At 73.2% G+C, this 15,764-nt stretch carries 17 protein-coding genes; 11 read left to right on the plus strand and 6 right to left on the minus strand.

What is annotated here, in order from left to right; translation table 11 throughout:
- Positions 1-17 precede the first annotated feature (17 nt).
- Positions 18-1,103, minus strand: a complete 1,086-nt coding sequence (locus DEI96_RS05795; RefSeq protein WP_111023189.1) for a YihY/virulence factor BrkB family protein — start codon at positions 1,101-1,103, stop codon at positions 18-20.
- 224 nt (positions 1,104-1,327) lie between these two features.
- On the minus strand, positions 1,328-2,647 hold the full coding sequence (locus DEI96_RS05800) for an MFS transporter (RefSeq protein ID WP_111023190.1): 1,320 nt from the start codon (positions 2,645-2,647) through the stop codon (positions 1,328-1,330).
- Positions 2,648-2,716: 69 nt separating this feature from the next.
- Between DEI96_RS05800 and DEI96_RS05805 the strand changes: the two genes are divergently transcribed.
- From DEI96_RS05805 to DEI96_RS05815, 3 genes are all read left to right on the plus strand, one after another.
- The gene (locus DEI96_RS05805) at positions 2,717-3,088 is read left to right on the plus strand and encodes an FKBP-type peptidyl-prolyl cis-trans isomerase (protein WP_173035534.1); all 372 of its coding nucleotides are present in this window, start codon (positions 2,717-2,719) and stop codon (positions 3,086-3,088) included.
- Positions 3,088-3,924 (plus strand): aldo/keto reductase, encoded by an 837-nt coding sequence (locus DEI96_RS05810; RefSeq protein ID WP_111023191.1) that lies wholly within the window; start codon positions 3,088-3,090, stop codon positions 3,922-3,924. Before DEI96_RS05805 ends, DEI96_RS05810 begins: the two co-directional genes overlap by 1 nt.
- 78 nt (positions 3,925-4,002) lie before the next feature.
- Positions 4,003-6,246, plus strand: a complete 2,244-nt coding sequence (locus DEI96_RS05815) for a HelD family protein (protein ID WP_258320822.1) — start codon at positions 4,003-4,005, stop codon at positions 6,244-6,246.
- A 144-nt stretch (positions 6,247-6,390) separates the two neighbouring features.
- Here the strand turns inward: DEI96_RS05815 and DEI96_RS05820 are convergent, their stop codons facing one another.
- From DEI96_RS05820 to DEI96_RS05830, 3 genes are read right to left on the minus strand one after another with little or no spacing between them, the layout of a single operon-like run.
- On the minus strand, positions 6,391-6,660 hold the full coding sequence (locus tag DEI96_RS05820) for a protealysin inhibitor emfourin (protein WP_071405582.1): 270 nt from the start codon (positions 6,658-6,660) through the stop codon (positions 6,391-6,393).
- Positions 6,661-6,689: 29 nt separating this feature from the next.
- Positions 6,690-7,739, minus strand: a complete 1,050-nt coding sequence (locus tag DEI96_RS05825; RefSeq protein ID WP_111023193.1) for a M4 family metallopeptidase — start codon at positions 7,737-7,739, stop codon at positions 6,690-6,692.
- Between the two features lie 58 nt (positions 7,740-7,797).
- Positions 7,798-8,874, minus strand: coding sequence for a glycoside hydrolase family 6 protein (locus DEI96_RS05830; RefSeq protein WP_146246902.1), 1,077 nt, complete (start codon positions 8,872-8,874; stop codon positions 7,798-7,800).
- Between the two features lie 182 nt (positions 8,875-9,056).
- Here DEI96_RS05830 and DEI96_RS05835 point away from each other — a divergent pair, with 182 nt between their 5' ends.
- The 8 genes from DEI96_RS05835 (at position 9,057) to DEI96_RS05870 (ending at position 14,392) form a co-directional block, all read left to right on the plus strand.
- Complete coding sequence (locus tag DEI96_RS05835) at positions 9,057-9,506, plus strand: VanZ family protein (protein WP_084741173.1); 450 nt, start codon at positions 9,057-9,059, stop codon at positions 9,504-9,506.
- A 100-nt stretch (positions 9,507-9,606) separates the two neighbouring features.
- Entirely contained in the window at positions 9,607-9,876 is a 270-nt protein-coding gene (gene rpsO / locus DEI96_RS05840; protein WP_017885935.1) for a 30S ribosomal protein S15, read from the plus strand.
- Positions 9,877-10,209: 333 nt separating this feature from the next.
- Entirely contained in the window at positions 10,210-10,827 is a 618-nt protein-coding gene (locus DEI96_RS05845) for a CE1759 family FMN reductase (protein ID WP_071245007.1), read from the plus strand.
- Between the two features lie 134 nt (positions 10,828-10,961).
- Positions 10,962-11,294 (plus strand): hypothetical protein, encoded by a 333-nt coding sequence (locus tag DEI96_RS05850; RefSeq protein WP_146246903.1) that lies wholly within the window; start codon positions 10,962-10,964, stop codon positions 11,292-11,294.
- On the plus strand, positions 11,291-12,253 hold the full coding sequence (locus tag DEI96_RS05855) for an FAD:protein FMN transferase (protein ID WP_111023196.1): 963 nt from the start codon (positions 11,291-11,293) through the stop codon (positions 12,251-12,253). Before DEI96_RS05850 ends, DEI96_RS05855 begins: the two co-directional genes overlap by 4 nt.
- Entirely contained in the window at positions 12,253-12,810 is a 558-nt protein-coding gene (locus DEI96_RS05860; RefSeq protein WP_111023197.1) for a ferric reductase-like transmembrane domain-containing protein, read from the plus strand. Before DEI96_RS05855 ends, DEI96_RS05860 begins: the two co-directional genes overlap by 1 nt.
- Positions 12,807-14,096, plus strand: a complete 1,290-nt coding sequence (locus tag DEI96_RS05865) for an NADH-ubiquinone oxidoreductase-F iron-sulfur binding region domain-containing protein (protein ID WP_111023198.1) — start codon at positions 12,807-12,809, stop codon at positions 14,094-14,096. The genes DEI96_RS05860 and DEI96_RS05865 overlap by 4 nt, the downstream gene beginning before the upstream one ends.
- Complete coding sequence (locus DEI96_RS05870; RefSeq protein ID WP_258372803.1) at positions 14,093-14,392, plus strand: ferredoxin; 300 nt, start codon at positions 14,093-14,095, stop codon at positions 14,390-14,392. The genes DEI96_RS05865 and DEI96_RS05870 overlap by 4 nt, the downstream gene beginning before the upstream one ends.
- Before the next feature lie 34 nt (positions 14,393-14,426).
- Here DEI96_RS05870 and DEI96_RS05875 read toward each other — a convergent pair whose 3' ends face one another.
- Positions 14,427-15,644 carry a coiled-coil domain-containing protein gene (locus tag DEI96_RS05875; RefSeq protein WP_111023199.1) on the minus strand — a complete coding sequence of 406 codons (1,218 nt, stop codon included), beginning with the start codon at positions 15,642-15,644 and terminating at the stop codon, positions 14,427-14,429.
- Positions 15,645-15,764: the final 120 nt, after the last annotated feature.

The raw sequence follows: 15,764 nt of genomic DNA on the forward strand, positions 1-15,764 counted from the left end.
GCACGCGCGCACCCCCGTCAGGGCAACGGCCGCTCGCCCACCCGCACCTGCTGCGCCATCGCCCGCAGGTGCTCCTCGTTCGGGGCCAGCTCGGCGTCCTCGTCCTCGGCGACCCGCGCGGCCTCGGCCCGGACGTGCTGCGCGGCCGCGATGTCCTGGTCCCGCCAGCGCGCGAGCGTGAAGTTCCGCGTGACGTCGCGCAGCGGCAGCCGGATCGACTCGTCCGCCTCGATGCCGGCGAGCAGCTGCCTCATCCGGATCACCTCGGAGTCGAGCTCTCCGCCGACCACGAGCACGAAGTTCGAGATGTACAGGTACACGAGCAGCAGGATCGCGCCACCGAGCCACCCGTAGGCACGGTTCCCGCCACCGAGGGTCTCCACGTAGAGCGCGAACCCCACCGTGGCGATGGCCCAGGTCACGATCGCGAACGCGGCACCGGCTGACACCCACCGCAGCTGCGGGGTCTTCACGTTCGGCGTCGCGTAGTAGAGCACCGCCACCATCACGACGAGGTCGGCCGCGAGCACGGGCCACTTCACCACGTTCCACACGTCGTCGATCCAGGGCGCCCACCCGAGCTGCCGGATCACGGCCTCGGAGATCGTCGGTGTCCCGAGCAGGATGACGATGGCGACGGCACCGCCGACCATGACGAGCAGCGTGACGAGGAGCATCATGCTGCGGAACTTCCAGATCCGCCGACCCTCCTCGACCTCGTAGGCGGTGTTCATCGCCCGTCCGAACGCCGTCGCGTACCCGGACAGCGACCAGAGCGTCAGCACGACGCCGATCGTGAACCCCAGCCACGGGTTGTCCAGGGTCAGCAGCTGCCGGAGCGGCCCCTCGAGGTGCTCGGCGGTCTCGGGCCGGACGATGAACCCGAGGACCTCGACGATGTCGGTCAGGCTGTCGCCCTTGCGGTCGACGATCGACAGCGCCGACACGACCGCCAGCGCGGTCGGGAACACCGTCAGCAGCGCGAAGAACGTCAGCGACGCGGCCGCGTCGACGACGCGGTGCCGGATCACCGAGTGGTAGGTGCGCCGGACGACGGCGCGGACTCCCGTCCGCTGGAGGTCGCGCGATGCGCTGTCCGGCATGTGTCGTACGGTACCCGACACGTGACGGCCTGGAGGCCCGTGGCGGGCCCGCCCCGCGCCTCCCGTCCGATGGTGGTCGCGTCCACCCCGCCGAAGCGACACGATCCCGCGACGGTCCGCCGTCCGCGTCGCTGAAGCGACGGATGTCCGCGGATGGTTCGTGCAGATCTGTCGCTTTCGCGAGAGAGGACAGTCCGGCAGATGGCCGCGCGCACCGCTCGCGGTCAGTTGGCGTGGGGGTGCAGGGCGTCGTAGCGGCGGAACGACGGGACCATCCGGAGGAGCAGCGCGACGAGGCCGATGATGAGCACGCCGCCGATGACCGGCGGGTACGCGATGCCGGCCGCGACGACCAGGCCGGCGTACAGGTCGCCGAGCCGCGGGCCGCCTGTGACCACCACGATGAAGATGCCCTGCAGCCGGCCGCGCATGCCGTCCGGCGACGCCGCCTGCAGGATCGTGTTCCGGAACACCGAGCTGACGTTGTCCGCACCGCCGGCCATCGCCAGGAACAGCGCCGCGAGCCCGAGCGCCGGCAGGATCTCGACGCCGAACGCCTCGCCCGAGCGGCCGCCGAGCACGTGTGCCAGCGCGATGACCACACCGAACGCCGCGATCGCCCCGCCGTACGCCGTGATGGCCCAGCCGACGGCCTCACCCTGGCGTCGGACGTGCCCGAGCGGCCCGGAGAACACGCTCGACAGCAGCGCCCCGATCGCGTACGCGGCTGTCAGGGTGCCGACCGTGATCGACCCACCGCCGATGACGAGCGCGCCGATCGCGGGGAACAGCACACGCGGCTGCCCGAAGGTCATCGCGATGATGTCGAGCACGAACGTCATCGTGATGTTGCGCGACCGCCGCAGGAACTTCGCGCCCTCGATGAGCGAGCCGAGCCCCGGCCGCAGTGCGTCGTGGTCGGCGGCCATCCGCGGCAGCGTGAACACCCCGAGGAACGCGAACGTGAACAGCACGACGTCGATCGTGTAGGTCGGCGCGAACCCGACGGTCGCGATGAGCACGCCGGCGATCGCCGGACCCACGGTGACCTGGAGCCCGGACGCGATCCCGCCCAGGGCGCTCGCCGCGGGCAGCAGGTCGGTGCCGACGAGCCGCGGGACGATGGCCGAGCGGGAGGCGTTGCTGACGGTCGCGGCCACGGCGTTCACCGTCGCGAGCACGTAGAGCAGTGCGACGCTGTGCAGGTCGAGCCAGGCGTGCGTGGCGATCAGGGCGACGGCGACCCACGCGATGATCGACGACACGAGCGCGACGAGGCGTCGGTCGAAGGCGTCCGCGAGCATGCCGCCGTACAGGCCGGCGACGATCATCGGCACGAGCGCGATGACGCCCACCAGGGCCACGGCGAAGGTCGAGCGGGTGATCTCGTAGACCTCGAGCCCGACGGCGACGGTGGTCATCTGGGTGCCGATGCCGGCGATCGCCGTGCCGGCCCAGAGCCGTGCGAAGGCGGGGGAGCGGCGGAGCGGGGTGAGGTCGGCGAGCAGGCGGCGGCGCGGTGGTGCGGGAGTCGATGGTGTCACGGTGGAACCATTCTGCGGGCTGGACGCTCGTTGCGCGTGCCCGGTGCGCGCTCTGGTTGACTGATCCGCATGACTGACCTGAACAGCAAGCCCGAGTTCGACGCCCCCGAGGGCCCCGCCCCCACCGAGCTCGTCATCACCGACATCGTCGAGGGTTCCGGCGAGGAAGCGTCCGCCGGCTCGACCGTCAAGGTCCACTACGCCGGGGTCGAGTACGAGACCGGCGAGGAGTTCGACAGCTCCTGGAACCGCGGCGAGCCCATCGACTTCCCGCTCGCGGCCCTGGTGCGCGGCTGGCAGGAGGGCATCCCCGGCATGAAGGTCGGCGGACGCCGCAAGCTCGTCGTCCCGCCGGAGCTCGCCTACGGCCCCGCCGGTGGTGGCCACTTCCTCTCCGGCAAGACCCTCATCTTCGTGATCGACCTGCTCGGGGTCCGCTGATGCAGGTCGGTGCCCCGACGATCGAGCTGAACGACGGCCACCGGTTCCCGGAGCTCGGCCTCGGCACCTACGGCCTGAACGGCGACGAGGGTGCTGCCGCGGTCGGCACCGCGATCGCGAGCGGCTACCGGCTGCTCGACACGGCGCTGAACTACGGCAACGAGGACGCCGTCGGCAAGGCCGTCCGTGAGTCCGAGGTGGCGCGCGAGGACCTCGTCGTCACGTCGAAGCTGCCCGGCCGGCACCACGGCTACGACGAGGCGCACCGCTCGATCGACGAGACCCTCGGCAACCTGGGGCTCGACCACGTCGACCTGTACCTGATCCACTGGCCGAACCCGTCGGTGGACAAGTTCGTCGACACCTGGAAGGCGTTCGTCGACCTCCGCGACAGCGGCAAGGTCCGCTCGATCGGCGTCTCGAACTTCACGCCGGAGCACCTCCGCCGCATCGTCGACGCCACCGGGGTCGCCCCGGCCGTCAACCAGGTGGAGCTGCACCCGTACTTCCCCCAGGCGGAACTGCGGAAGGTGCACCAGGAGCTCGGCATCGTGACCGAGAGCTGGAGCCCGCTCGCGAAGCGGTCGGAACTGCTCACCGAGCAGCCGATCGTCGACGCCGCCGCGGCGCACGGTGTGGCACCCGGCCAGGTCGTGCTGCGCTGGCACGTCCAGCTCGGTGCCGTGCCGGTGCCGAAGTCGGGCGACGCCGCCCGCCAGAAGGAGAACCTCGACGTCTTCGGCTTCGAGCTGACCGACGACGAGGTGCAGGCGATCTCCGCGCTCCAGCGCGGTCGTCTGTGGGACGGCGACCCGGACACGCACGAAGAGATGTGACTCCGACGCGACCCTTCGGGGACAGCGGGGCTCCCGGTGGGCAGTACACTGGTTCCCCCTCTTCCCGAAGGGTTGCGTGTGTCCGAACCGACCGAGATCGACCGTGAACGCGGCTACGTCGACGGCCTCTTCCGTCGTCTCGACGAGCTGACCGCCGAGGCCGAACAGCGCCTCGCCGAGACCCGCCGACAGGCGGTCGGCGGGAACCACCAGAGCCGCAGCGAGCGCGACGCGTACGCGCGGCTCTACGAGGACACCGTGGCGACGCTCGAGCGGGTGGGGGACCGGCTGGTCTTCGGACGGCTCGAGGTCGCCGAGCCCGACAACCCCGACGACACCTTCCGGTACATCGGCCGTGTGGGGCTGCGCGACGCCGAGCACCGGCCGCTGCTGCTCGACTGGCGCGTCCCCGGTGCGAGCGCCTTCTACCAGGCCACCGCGGCGCACCCGATGGGCATGCGCTCCCGCCGGCACCTGTCCCTGCAGGGCCGTCGCGTGGTCGGCGTCGAGGACGAGGTGTTCGACGCCTCGCTCTACGACGACGAGCGCACCCACCTGCAGGGCGAGGGGGCGCTGCTCGCCGCGGTGACCGCCGAGCGCACCGGCCGGATGACGGACATCGTCGCGACGATCCAGGGCGAGCAGGACCGCATCATCCGCTCCCCGCTCGAGGGCGTGCTCATCGTGCAGGGCGGCCCCGGCACCGGCAAGACCGCCGTGGCGCTGCACCGCGCGGCCTACCTGCTCTACTCCTACCGCGAGCGGCTGCGGGGCTCCGGCGTGCTCATGGTCGGCCCGTCGCCGGCGTTCCTGACGTACATCGAGCAGGTGCTGCCGTCGCTCGGCGAGACCGGTGTCGTGATGGCGTCGCTCGGCTCGCTCTACCCGGGCGTGCACGCGACGACGCACGACACCCGCGACGTCGCCGCCGTGAAGGGCGCCGCGCAGATGGCGTCACTGCTGCGCCGGGCCGTGCGCTCGCGCCAGGTCGTGCCGACCGAGTCGGTCACGCTCGACATCGAGGGCGAGCGGCTCGTCGTCCCGCCGCAGCTCGTCGCCGACGCCATGAAGCGCGCGCAGGACCGCGGCAAGCCGCACAACGCCGCCCGGGTCACGTTCAACAAGACCGCCCTGGACGCGATGACCCGCCTGCTCGCCGAGCAGCTGCGGGAGCGCGGCACCACGGTGGACGAGGCCGACGAGAAGGTCCTGCGCGAGGACATCCGGAGCTCGTACGACGCCCGCGTGCTGCTCAACACCGCGTGGTTGCCGCTGCCGCCGGAGAAGTTCCTCGAGGACCTCTACGCCCGGCCGAACTGGCTCGCCTCGCTCACCCCCGACTGGACCCCGGAGCGCCGAGCCCTGCTGCAGCGTGCCCGCGGCACGGCCTGGACCGTCGAGGACGTCCCCCTGCTCGACGAGGCCGCCGAACTGCTCGGCCCGTTCGACCCGACCGGCGGCGCCGCCAAGCGCGCGGCGAAGGCCAGCCGGAACCGCGACATCGAGAACGCCCGCCAGGCGATCGAGAACATGGGTGTCGAGGGCATCGTCAGCGCCGAGCAGGTCGCCGGCTCGTTCGCCGAGGGCGGCGACCCCCGCTCCACGGCCGAGCGCGCCGCCGACGACCGCGAGTGGACCTACGGGCACATCGTCGTCGACGAGGCGCAGGAGCTCTCGCCGATGCAGTGGCGCGTGCTCGCCCGCCGCAACCCGCTGCGCTCCTTCACGATCGTCGGCGACATGGCGCAGGGTTCCTCGCCGGGTGCTGCACGTACCTGGGACGACGTCATCGGGGCGCTCGCCCGTCGCCGACGCGGCCGTGCGCCGCAGGTGCCGCTCGACCACCGCATCGAGCAGCTCACGGTCAACTACCGCACCCCGCGCTCCATCGTCGAGGCCGCCGGGGCCTTCGCCGACAGCGCCGGTCTCACGGTCACCCGCAACGAGGCCGTGCGCGACGGTGACCCCGTCGAGCGCGTCCGCGTCGCCCGGGCCGACCTGCTCGACACCGTCGTGGCGGTCGCCGACGCCGAGCGAGCCAGGATCGGCTCCGGCACCATCGGCGTCATCGTCCCCGAGTCCCAGGTCGACACGGTCCGGCAGCGGCTCGCCCGCACCGAGGCGGACGTCCGCGGGCTCGCCTCGCCGACCGCCGGCTCGCTCACGGTGCTGACGGGAGCGGACGCCAAGGGCCTGGAGTTCGACGGCGTGCTGCTCGTCGACCCGGACGGCGTGGGCGCCGACGCCGCCCGTGCCGCCGCCGCGGTGTACGTCGCGATGACGCGTCCGACCCGTCGGCTGACGGTCATCGACGTCGACTGACGGTCGCGTCCCCGCGCACTTCGTGCGCAGGAACGGTCGGGTCCGTCGGTCCCACGCGACCGTTCCTGCGCACGATCGGTGGGTGGTGGCGTCCCCGCGGGGCGGACGGGAGGCCCGGTGCGGGCCTGCCACGGGCCTCCCGGCTCAGGTCGGGTCGCCTTCGGACCGCACCCGCGCGACCAGGTCGGCCCACGGACCGTCGAGGCGGCGACCCGGGATCGTCACGGTGGTGCGCTCGACGGTGATCGTCCAGCTGAAGTCGTCGGGGACGGGCGCGGCCGTCGGTGCCGGGGTGCGCCGCAGCGCGTCGACGACGTCGGACCACGCCGTGGGGTCACTGCTCGTGTCGGTGTCGACCCGCCAGCGCCGTGTGGTGCCGGCGAAGCCCCCGGAGCGGCGGACCTCGATGCGCATGGCCCCGACGGTACGCCCGGGTGGCCTGCTCAGTCGAGCACGCCCACCTGCTGCCAGGCCTGGCGGACCGCGGTCTGCTCGGCGGAACCGTCCCCGAACCGCCGCCCGGCCGCGTCGGCGGTGACGGCGGCGAAGCCCGCGAAGTCGATCGAAGCGGTCACCTCGGGCGACGTCAGGGCGTCCCACCAGACGGCGCCGGCGCCCAGCCACGCGGGGCCGCCGATGGCGGTGGCCGCCAGGAAGAACGCGTGGTTCGGGATGCCGGAGTTCGTGTGGACCCCACCGGCGTCGTCCGTGGTGACGACGAAACCGGCCATGGTCGCCGGTTGCGGGTCCTTCCCGAGCACCGGATCGTCGTACGCGGTGCCGGGGGCCCGCATCGACCGGAGCGCGTCGCCCTGCACGGCGTCGGTGAACAGCCCCTCGCCGATGAGCCAGCTCGCCTGCTCCGCCGTCTGCCCCGCCGCGTACTGGGCGACCAGGGAACCGAAGACGTCGCTGATCGACTCGTTGAGGGCGCCCGACTGGCCCTGGTAGGTCAGGTCGGCGGTGTACTGCGTGACGCCGTGCGCGAGCTCGTGGCCGATGACGTCGAGCGCGACGGTGAAGCGGCGGAACACCTCGTCGTCGCCGTCGCCGAACACCATCCGGCGGCCGTCCCAGTAGGCGTTGTCGTAGTCCTGGCCGAAGTGCACGGTCGCGTCGAGGGGGAGCCCGGCGCCGTCGATCGACACCCGGTCGAACACCTCGAGCCAGAAGGCGTGCGTGGCGCCGAGGCCCGCGTAGGCCTCGTCGACCGCGGCGTCACCGGAGTCGGCGTCGCCCTCGCGCCGGACGACGGTGCCGGGCAGCGTCGTGGTGCCGTGCGCGTCGGTGATCGTCCGCTGCGGGGAGCGGTCGACGGCGCCGCTGACGCCGCGCGGTGCGACCAGGTGCTCGTGCTTCGGCGCCTGCACGGCGTCGAGCGAGGCCAGCGCGGTGCGTGCCGCCGACGCCGCCCGGGGGAACGCGTCGGCACCGGCGACGGCGCGGAGCAGGTAGGGCGGGACGACGGAGCGGATGCGGTCGGTCGCGGTCATGCGCACATGCAACCACCGGGCACCGACACGGCCCTGCGCGGGCCGTCTCGCGGCGTCGTCAGTCGCGCTTGCGGTGCTCGACGAGGGCCAGCGCGTACGACTCCCACCACTGGCCGGCCGCGGGGCCGCCGTTGCAGGTGCCATCGCTGAGCCCCGGCGTCTTCACCCAGAGCAGGGCGTCGAGCCGGGTGCTGCCGCCGGTGACGTGCGGCTCCTGGCCGAGGCCGGCGCCCTCGGGGTTGCACCAGGTGCCCCGCCACCCCTGCCCGTTGCGGGAGACGTCGATGACGAAGTGCGGGTCCCCGCCGATCGCGTCGGCGAGCTCGTCGGCGTACGCGCGCTCCTGGTCGACCCGGTAGAAGTTCGACACGTTCGTGAAGAACCCCTGCACCTCGTCGATGCCGGCCTGCCGCAGCCAGTCCGCCATGGTGGCGGTCGGCACACGGTTCTCGTTGCCGCCGTCCAGGTACACGGTGAGCCCGTGGCCGGTCAGCGCGTCGACGGCCTTCCGCAGCAGGGGCAGGCGTTCGTCGCGCAGCCGCTCGCAGTTCTGGATCTGGGCGATCGAGTCGGGTTCGACGAGCACGACGGCGTGCGAACCGGCCATCGCCCGGACGGCGGACCGGACCCACGGCAGGTAGGCGTCGTCCTCGGTGCCGCCCTTCGAGTAGCTGCCGCAGTCGCGGTCCGGGATGTTGTACAGCACGAACACGGGGGTGCCCCCACGTTCCTCCGCCGTGCTGACCACCGACCGGATCGTCGAGCGGGTCTCGGCCCGCGAGGTGTTCGTCAGCCACGTCGCGATCGGCTGGTCGGCGATCACCGCGATCTGCTCGGCGGTCTCGGCGTCGCCCTCGGCCCGGGCCTGGCGCTCGCGGAGGCCGGCCTGGTTCACGGCGGTCGGCTGGCGCGCGAGCCCGCCCGGGAACGCCTCGGCCGCGGACTTCCGCTCGGCGACGCTGCGCCCGCTCGGGGTACGGTCGCCGTCCGGCTGGCCGCCGTTCCACGGGCCGACGACCACGAGGGTCGTGACGACCGCGGCGACGACGACGGCGGCAGCGGCGATCCACCCCCACTGCCGCAGGCCGCCGGTGCGGTTGCGGCGTGGGGTGCTGGGTGCCTCGTGCTCCGGCATGCTGCGGTGCTCCTGATCTGACCGTGCGGTGTCGGTGGTGCGGGCACCGATCGCGCCCGGACCCATGCTGACAGGTGCGGGGGAGTCCTGACCAGCGCCGATCCGCGATCGCCCAGGTGTCGTACCGACGGCTGACAGGAGCGCTCCAGCGACCGCGCAGGACCGTGCAGCACACTGTGCGGATGTTCCGTCGACTCCTCCTCCTCGCCCTGACCGCGGGCTACGCCTGGGTGATCTGGCGGATGACGCTGACCCCGCAGGTCTTCACGTCGGCCCAGAACTCCCTCGTGCTGCACGCGATCGCCTGGGTGCAGCAGCTGCCGCACGGTGCCTGGTTCACGTACGAGCGCACCGAGTTCCTCGCCAACATCGCGATGTTCGTGCCCGTGGGGATGCTCGCGGCGCTGTGGCTGCCCCGGCGCTGGTGGATCCTCGGCGCGCTCGTCGCGGTCGCCCTGTCCACGGGCATCGAGTTCGCGCAGGCCACCTACCTGCCGTACCGCGTCGCGGACCCGCGCGACGTGCTGTCGAACGGCCTCGGCGGACTGCTCGGCGCGACGCTGGTCGGACTCGTCCGCAGCCTGTTGCCGGAGCGTCGTCGCCGGCGCCGTCTGCACCCCAGGACCGCCTAGGACTCTGGTAGTCTTGTGCGGTTGCCGTCGAACGGCCGCGGACAAAGAGCGCTCGCGCATCAGGCACGGGCACCGCGCAACGGACAGGAAGGGGATCACCATGGCACTTGACGCACAGGTCAAGCAGGAGATCATCGAAGAGTACGCGACCCACCCGGGCGACACCGGATCCCCCGAGGTCCAGGTCGCCGTTCTGACGCGTCGTATCAACGACCTGAACGAGCACCTCAAGGAGCACAAGCACGACCACCACTCGCGTCGTGGCCTGCTCCTCATGGTCGGTCAGCGTCGCCGTCTCCTCGGCTACCTCTCCGACGTCGACATCGCCCGCTACCGCACGCTCATCGAGCGCCTCGGCCTGCGTCGCTAGTCGACCGACACACGCTTGACCGAACGCCCCGGACCTCTTCGAGAGGACCGGGGCGTTCTTCGTTCCCGGGGCGTTCGACGCTCGGTGTGCCCCGCTCCGACCGCGCTCCGTCCTCGGTCGGTCGCGAGGTCGGTCACGACACCTCGCCCGCGCTCGTCCCGCGGTCACGACTCGTCGGCCACAACGGTCCCAGTCGACACTTCGTGACCGCTCCGCAGTCAGCGCGCGGGGAGTCGTGACCGATCGGCACGCTGTTCGATGGCGGGAATGATTGCGAGGGGGACCCGGTTGGATGCTATGTTCATGCAAACGCATCGAAAGTCGGGAAGCATCATGACCACCATCGCCGTCGTCTCCGCCGGACTCTCCGAGCCCAGCTCCACCCGCCTGCTCGCCGACCGTCTGGGCGAGGCCGCCGTGGCGTCACTCGTCGCCGAGGGCACCCCGGCACACGTCGTGCACGTCGAACTCCGGCCGCTCGCGCACGAGATCACCGACGCCATGCTCACCGGCTTCGCGGCCCCGGCGCTCTCCGCAGCGATGGCCGCCGTGGTCGAGGCCGACGCCGTCGTGTTCGTCACGCCGATCTTCACCGCGGGCGTCAGCGGACTGGCGAAGTCGTTCCTGGACGTGCTCGACAAGGACTCGATGGCCGACATGCCCGTCCTGCTCGGTGCCACCGGCGGGACCTCGCGGCACTCCCTCGCGATCGACCACGCCCTCCGGCCCGTCTTCGCGTACCTGCGCGCGGCGATCGTGCCCACGGGGGTCTTCGCCGCGACCGACGACTGGGGGACCGACGGTGACGCGGCCGCCCTGGACGGTCGCATCCGCCGGGCCGGAGCCGACCTGGCCTGGGCGATCCGGGCCTCCAGGCGGGCCCCGCAGGAAGCCGATGCGCTCCCCGCGACCCCGGACTTCGCGAGCCTGCTCGGCGGCCTCGGCCACTGACCCGCGTCCCGCCGCCGTCGACGGGAGCACGTGCTCTTAGACGGACCACAGGGTTCGTACGGTCGGTGCGCGGCGGGTGCGCGGCTGGCTCATCGGTGCCCTCGGGAACCTCGTCGTGACGACGAGGAGCACCGATGGACACCAGAGGCAGCGGCAGGCGATCCGCACGGATCACGAGTGCGCTCGTCAGCGTGGGCGGGCTCGTGGTGGCGATGGTCACCGGTGCGGGGCTCTGGCTCGGGCACGAGCAGGCGAGCACGAGCACGAGCAGTGACACGAGAACGAGCAGCTCCAGCAGCAGCGACTCCAGCAGCAGCGAGTCCAGTAGCAGTGCCGACACGAGCACCGACTCGTCGACCCAGCCGACCGACTCCGCCACGACCGACTCCGGCACCAGCGACTCGGACACCGGCGTCTCGCAGGGCACCACCGGCGGGACCTCCGACACCACGACGACGGGGTCGTGACCGTGCGCGCCGCCACCGAGTGGGACCTCTGGACCACGACCGCCCGGGTCGTCCTCGACCACCGGGACCGTCGGCGCCTCGCGGACGCGGAGTCCTGCGTCCGGCAGGTCACCTCCGCCGTCGACACCGCGTGCAGCCGCTTCCGCGACGACTCCGAACTCACCGCACGCGCCGACGACCTGGTGCGTGGCACCGAGGTGTCGCCGCTCCTCGCCGCACTGGTGCACCAGGCCCTCGACGCAGCCCGGCTCTCCGACGGTGACGTCGACCCCACCCTCGGGCGCCGGATGGTGTCCCTCGGGTACGACGCCGCCTTCGCCGACGCCCGGCCGGTCCTGTCGCCCGAGGCCCTGTCGCGTGCACTCGACGACCGGCCGGCGTGGCAGCGCATCCTGCTGTCGGGCACGTTCCTGCGCATCCCCGAGGGCGTCACCCTCGACCTCGGTGCCACGGCGAAGGCCGCTGCCGCCGACATGGCCGCGGCGAGCATCACCGCACGGCTCGGCATCGGGGCGCTGGTGTCCCTCGGCGGTGACGTCGCGACCGCCGGCCCGGATCCGTCCGGCGGCTGGCAGGTGCGGGTGGCGGACCTCGAGGGTGACCCGGTCGACCACGTCCGGATCGCCTCGGGGTGGTCCGTGGCGACCTCGAGCACGCAGAAGCGCCGCTGGGAGCAGGACGGCACCGCCCGGCACCACATCCTCGACCCCCGGTGGGGTCTGCCCGCCGAGCCGGTCTGGCGCACGGTGACCGTCGTCGCCCCGTCGTGCACTACCGCCAACACGATGACGACCGCCGCCGTGGTGCGCGGTCGCACCGCCGCCGAGTGGCTCCGGCAGAGCGGTCGCGCCGCCCGCCTCGTCGCCGCCGACGGAACGGTCGTGCGGCTCGGCGGCTGGCCCGACGACCGAGGCACCGACGGCCAGCGCGCCGACGACGACCGATCGGCGGTCGTCTGATGGACACCGCTCTCTGGGTGATCGGCCGGGGCTTCGGGGTCACCGCCGTCCTGCTCCTCACCCTCACGGTGCTCCTCGGCATCGTCAGCAGGGGAGGACGACCGCTGCCCGGGCTGCCCCGGTTCGCCGTGCAGCTCGTGCACCGGGACGTCGCCCTCGCCGCCACCGTGTTCGTCGCGGTGCACGTGGGGTCGCTGCTGCTCGACACCGAGGCCGAGCTGCGCCTCCTCGACACGGTCGTGCCGTTCGTCGGCGCCTACCGGTGGTTCTGGCTGGGGCTCGGCACCCTGGCCGTCGACCTGCTCGTCGTGCTCGTCGTCACCGCACTGCTCCGCCGGGTGATCGGCCCGCGGGCCTTCCGCGCCGTGCACTGGGCGGCCTACGCCATGTGGCCGGTCGCCCTGGCCCACGCGGTCGGCACGGGGACCGACGGCGCCTCCGCGTGGTTCCTCGTGCTCGCCGGCGTCTGCACCGCGGCCGTCGTCGGCGCCGTCGTCTGGCGCTGCACCGCCCGTGTCACCGAGTTCCGTTCCGCGAAGCTGGAGGTCGTCCGATGACCCTGACCCACCCCCGCACCGTCGTCCCACCCACCGGCACCCGACGGCTCCTGGCCGCACCCGGTCCGGCCCGCACCGACCACGAGGACACCTTCGGCCCGCTGCCGCAGCTCGGCCCGTGGCTGGTCGACGAACTCGGCCGCGCCGGCGTCGACGGCCGCGGCGGAGCCGGGTTCCCGCTCGCCCGGAAGCTCGCCGCCGTGACCGCCCGCGGCCACCGTCGGGAACGGGGTGCGCCCCTCGTGGTCGCGAACGCCGCCGAGGGCGAACCCGCCAGCCGCAAGGACGCCGTCCTGCTCGAGCGCGCACCGCACCTGGTACTCGACGGCATCGTCGTCGCGGCCGCCGCGATCGGTGCCTCCGAGGCGGTGCTCGCCACGAGCGACCGACTCGCCGGTCCGGTCCGCCGGGCCCTCGCGGAACGCGCCGACCGTGGTGCCGACTGCGGCACCGACCGCGGCGGCGACCCCGTGCCGATCAGCCTGCGGGTCCTGCCCCACGCCTCCTTCGTCTCCGGGGAGGCCAGCGCCCTCGCCTCGGCCGTCGCCGGTGGCCGGGGTGTGCCCGAGGACCGCGTGGTGCGGCTCGCCGAACGGGGCCCGAGCGGGCGACCGACCCTGGTGTCGAACGTCGAGACCCTCGCCCAGGCAGCACTCGTCGTGCGCTTCGGGGCGGCGTGGGCCCGGGGCGTCGGCAGCCCGAGTGCCCCCGGCACCCGGCTCGTCACGGTGAGCGATGTGACGGACCCGACCACCGCGGTGGTGCTGGAGACCGCCGGCGGTGTGCCGCTCGGGGAACTGCTGCGGGCCTCCCGGCTACCGGTGACCGATCCGGCGCACACGCGCGCCGTGCTGGTCGGCGGATGGGGCGGGACGTGGCTGCCGGCCGCGGCCCTCGACGCGTCGTTCGACCCCGAGGGACTGGCTCGGTGGGGTGCCGCGCCCGGGGCCGGGGTGCTCGCCGTGCTCGACGACCGGACCTGCCCGATCGCGGTGACGGCACGGCTGGCGGCGGCGCTCGCCGGAGCGTCGGCCGGACGGTGCGGACCCTGCGTGAACGGACTGCCGCGGATCGCCGACGTCGTCGGGGACCTGGCCTCGGGGCGAGCAGCGGGGGACCTGGCGGGAGAGGTGCGTCGGGTCGCCGCGCTGGTGGACGGTCGTGGGGCGTGTCACCACCCGGACGGGGTGGCGCGGATGGTGCGGAGCGCGCTCGACGTGTTCCACGACGACGTGCAGGCGCACCTCGGTGGCCGGTGCCTGCTGCGGCGCGGGGGTGCGTGGTGAGCGGGGGCGCAGGCGCGGGTGTCGTCTCGCTGCACGTCGACTGGACGCGCTGCCGGGGCCGGGGGTTGTGCACGGAACTGTTCGCCGAGCGGCTCGAGCGCGACGAGTGGGGCTACCCGATCGCCCGGGCCGGAGGCGACCCCGGCGATCCCGGTGTCCGGGCCGGCAACCCGGGCGACCCCGGCACCCCCGGTGCCGGCACCCGCGACGTCCCGGTCCGTCCGCACGAGCGGGCCGCTGCGGCCGACGCCGTCGCGATGTGCCCCCTGCAGGCGCTCCGACTGGTGGAGCGGTGAGCAGCCGGCGACCGGCGCCCGGCCGGCCCAGCGCTCAGTACCAGTGCGGGTTGACGCTCATCTCGTGGCCCCACGCCCCGCAGGGTGATCCGTAGGCGCTCTTGATGTACGCGAGCCCCCAGTCGATCTGCGTGTTCGCGTTGGTGCGCCAGTCTGCTCCGGCGACCGCCATCTTCTCGGCCGGCAGCGACTGCGGGATGCCGTAGGCACCGCTCGAGGCGTTCAGGGCGTTCGCCCGCCACCCGGACTCCTGCGTCCAGAGCGACACCAGACACGAGAACTGGTCGGGGCCCCACCCGTACGACCCGAGCGCGCTCCGTGCGTAGGCCTGCGCAGCCGCGGGGTCCACGGCGACGCCCCCGGTGCTCGGGTAGGACGAGCCGGTGCCGCCGCTCGTCGCGCCGCCGCTGGAAGCGCTGCTGCCGGCGTTCGCCGCGGCTGCGTTCGCCGCCGCCTCGGCCGCAGCCGCTGCGGCCCGCTTGCGCTGCTGCTCCGCCTTCTGCGCGGCGACCCGCTGGCCGAGTTCGTACCCGGCCTCCTGCTTCGCGGTGCTGTCCTTGAGCGACGCGAGCTGCGCGTACAGCTCGTCGCTGTGCTGCTCCGTCGACTCGACGGCGGCGTCCGCCGCCTGTTCCGCCGACTTCGCCGCGGCCGAGCGTTCCTCGGCCGCCTGGGCGCGCGTCGCGCGCTCCGTCTCGGCCCGCTCGGCCTGCTCGTGCAGCGACGACGCCGTGCCGGCCGCGACGGACGCGTCGTCCATGACACCGGACCAGGTCTCCGACAGCTGGTCGAGCGCGCCGAGCTGGTAGAGCAGCTGGTCCGGGTTCTTCGCGGTCGCGATGCGGGTGGTCATCTGGTTCGTGCTGCCGTCGCGGTACAGGTTCGCGGCCAGCTGACCGGCCCGCTGCTGGGCCCGGTCCGCCGTCTCGCTCGCGTGCTGCGCCTGGGCCTGGAGGCTCGTGGCGGCCTGGGTGGCCGACGCCAACTCCGACTCGGCCGCGTCCGCCTTCGACGAGGCCACCAGGGCGGCCTGCGACTTCGCGGCGGCTTCGTCCTGCGCCGACTGCAGTGCCGCCTGCACCTTCTGCACCTCGGCGCGCTTGGCGGTCTCGTTGCCCTTGGCGCGCTGGACGTCCTGCCAGGTGGGGTACTCGGTGGCGTTCGCGGGGGCAGCGGTCAGGGCCGGGGCGACGAGCGCGCCGACGACCACGGCGGCCGCGACGAGCACGCCCCGCGAGGGGGTGAGGCGCATGTCGGCAGGCTACCGATGTTCACCAGGAGTCCAGCGAGCCGCGCCGCCGACAGCCTGAGGACTGGTAAAGTCCACCGTGTCCGAGGACTCATTCCCCGGACGTCACACACAACACTGCGC

Source organism: Curtobacterium sp. MCLR17_031, from assembly GCF_003234775.2.
GTDB classification, from domain to species: Bacteria; Actinomycetota; Actinomycetes; order Actinomycetales; family Microbacteriaceae; genus Curtobacterium; species Curtobacterium flaccumfaciens.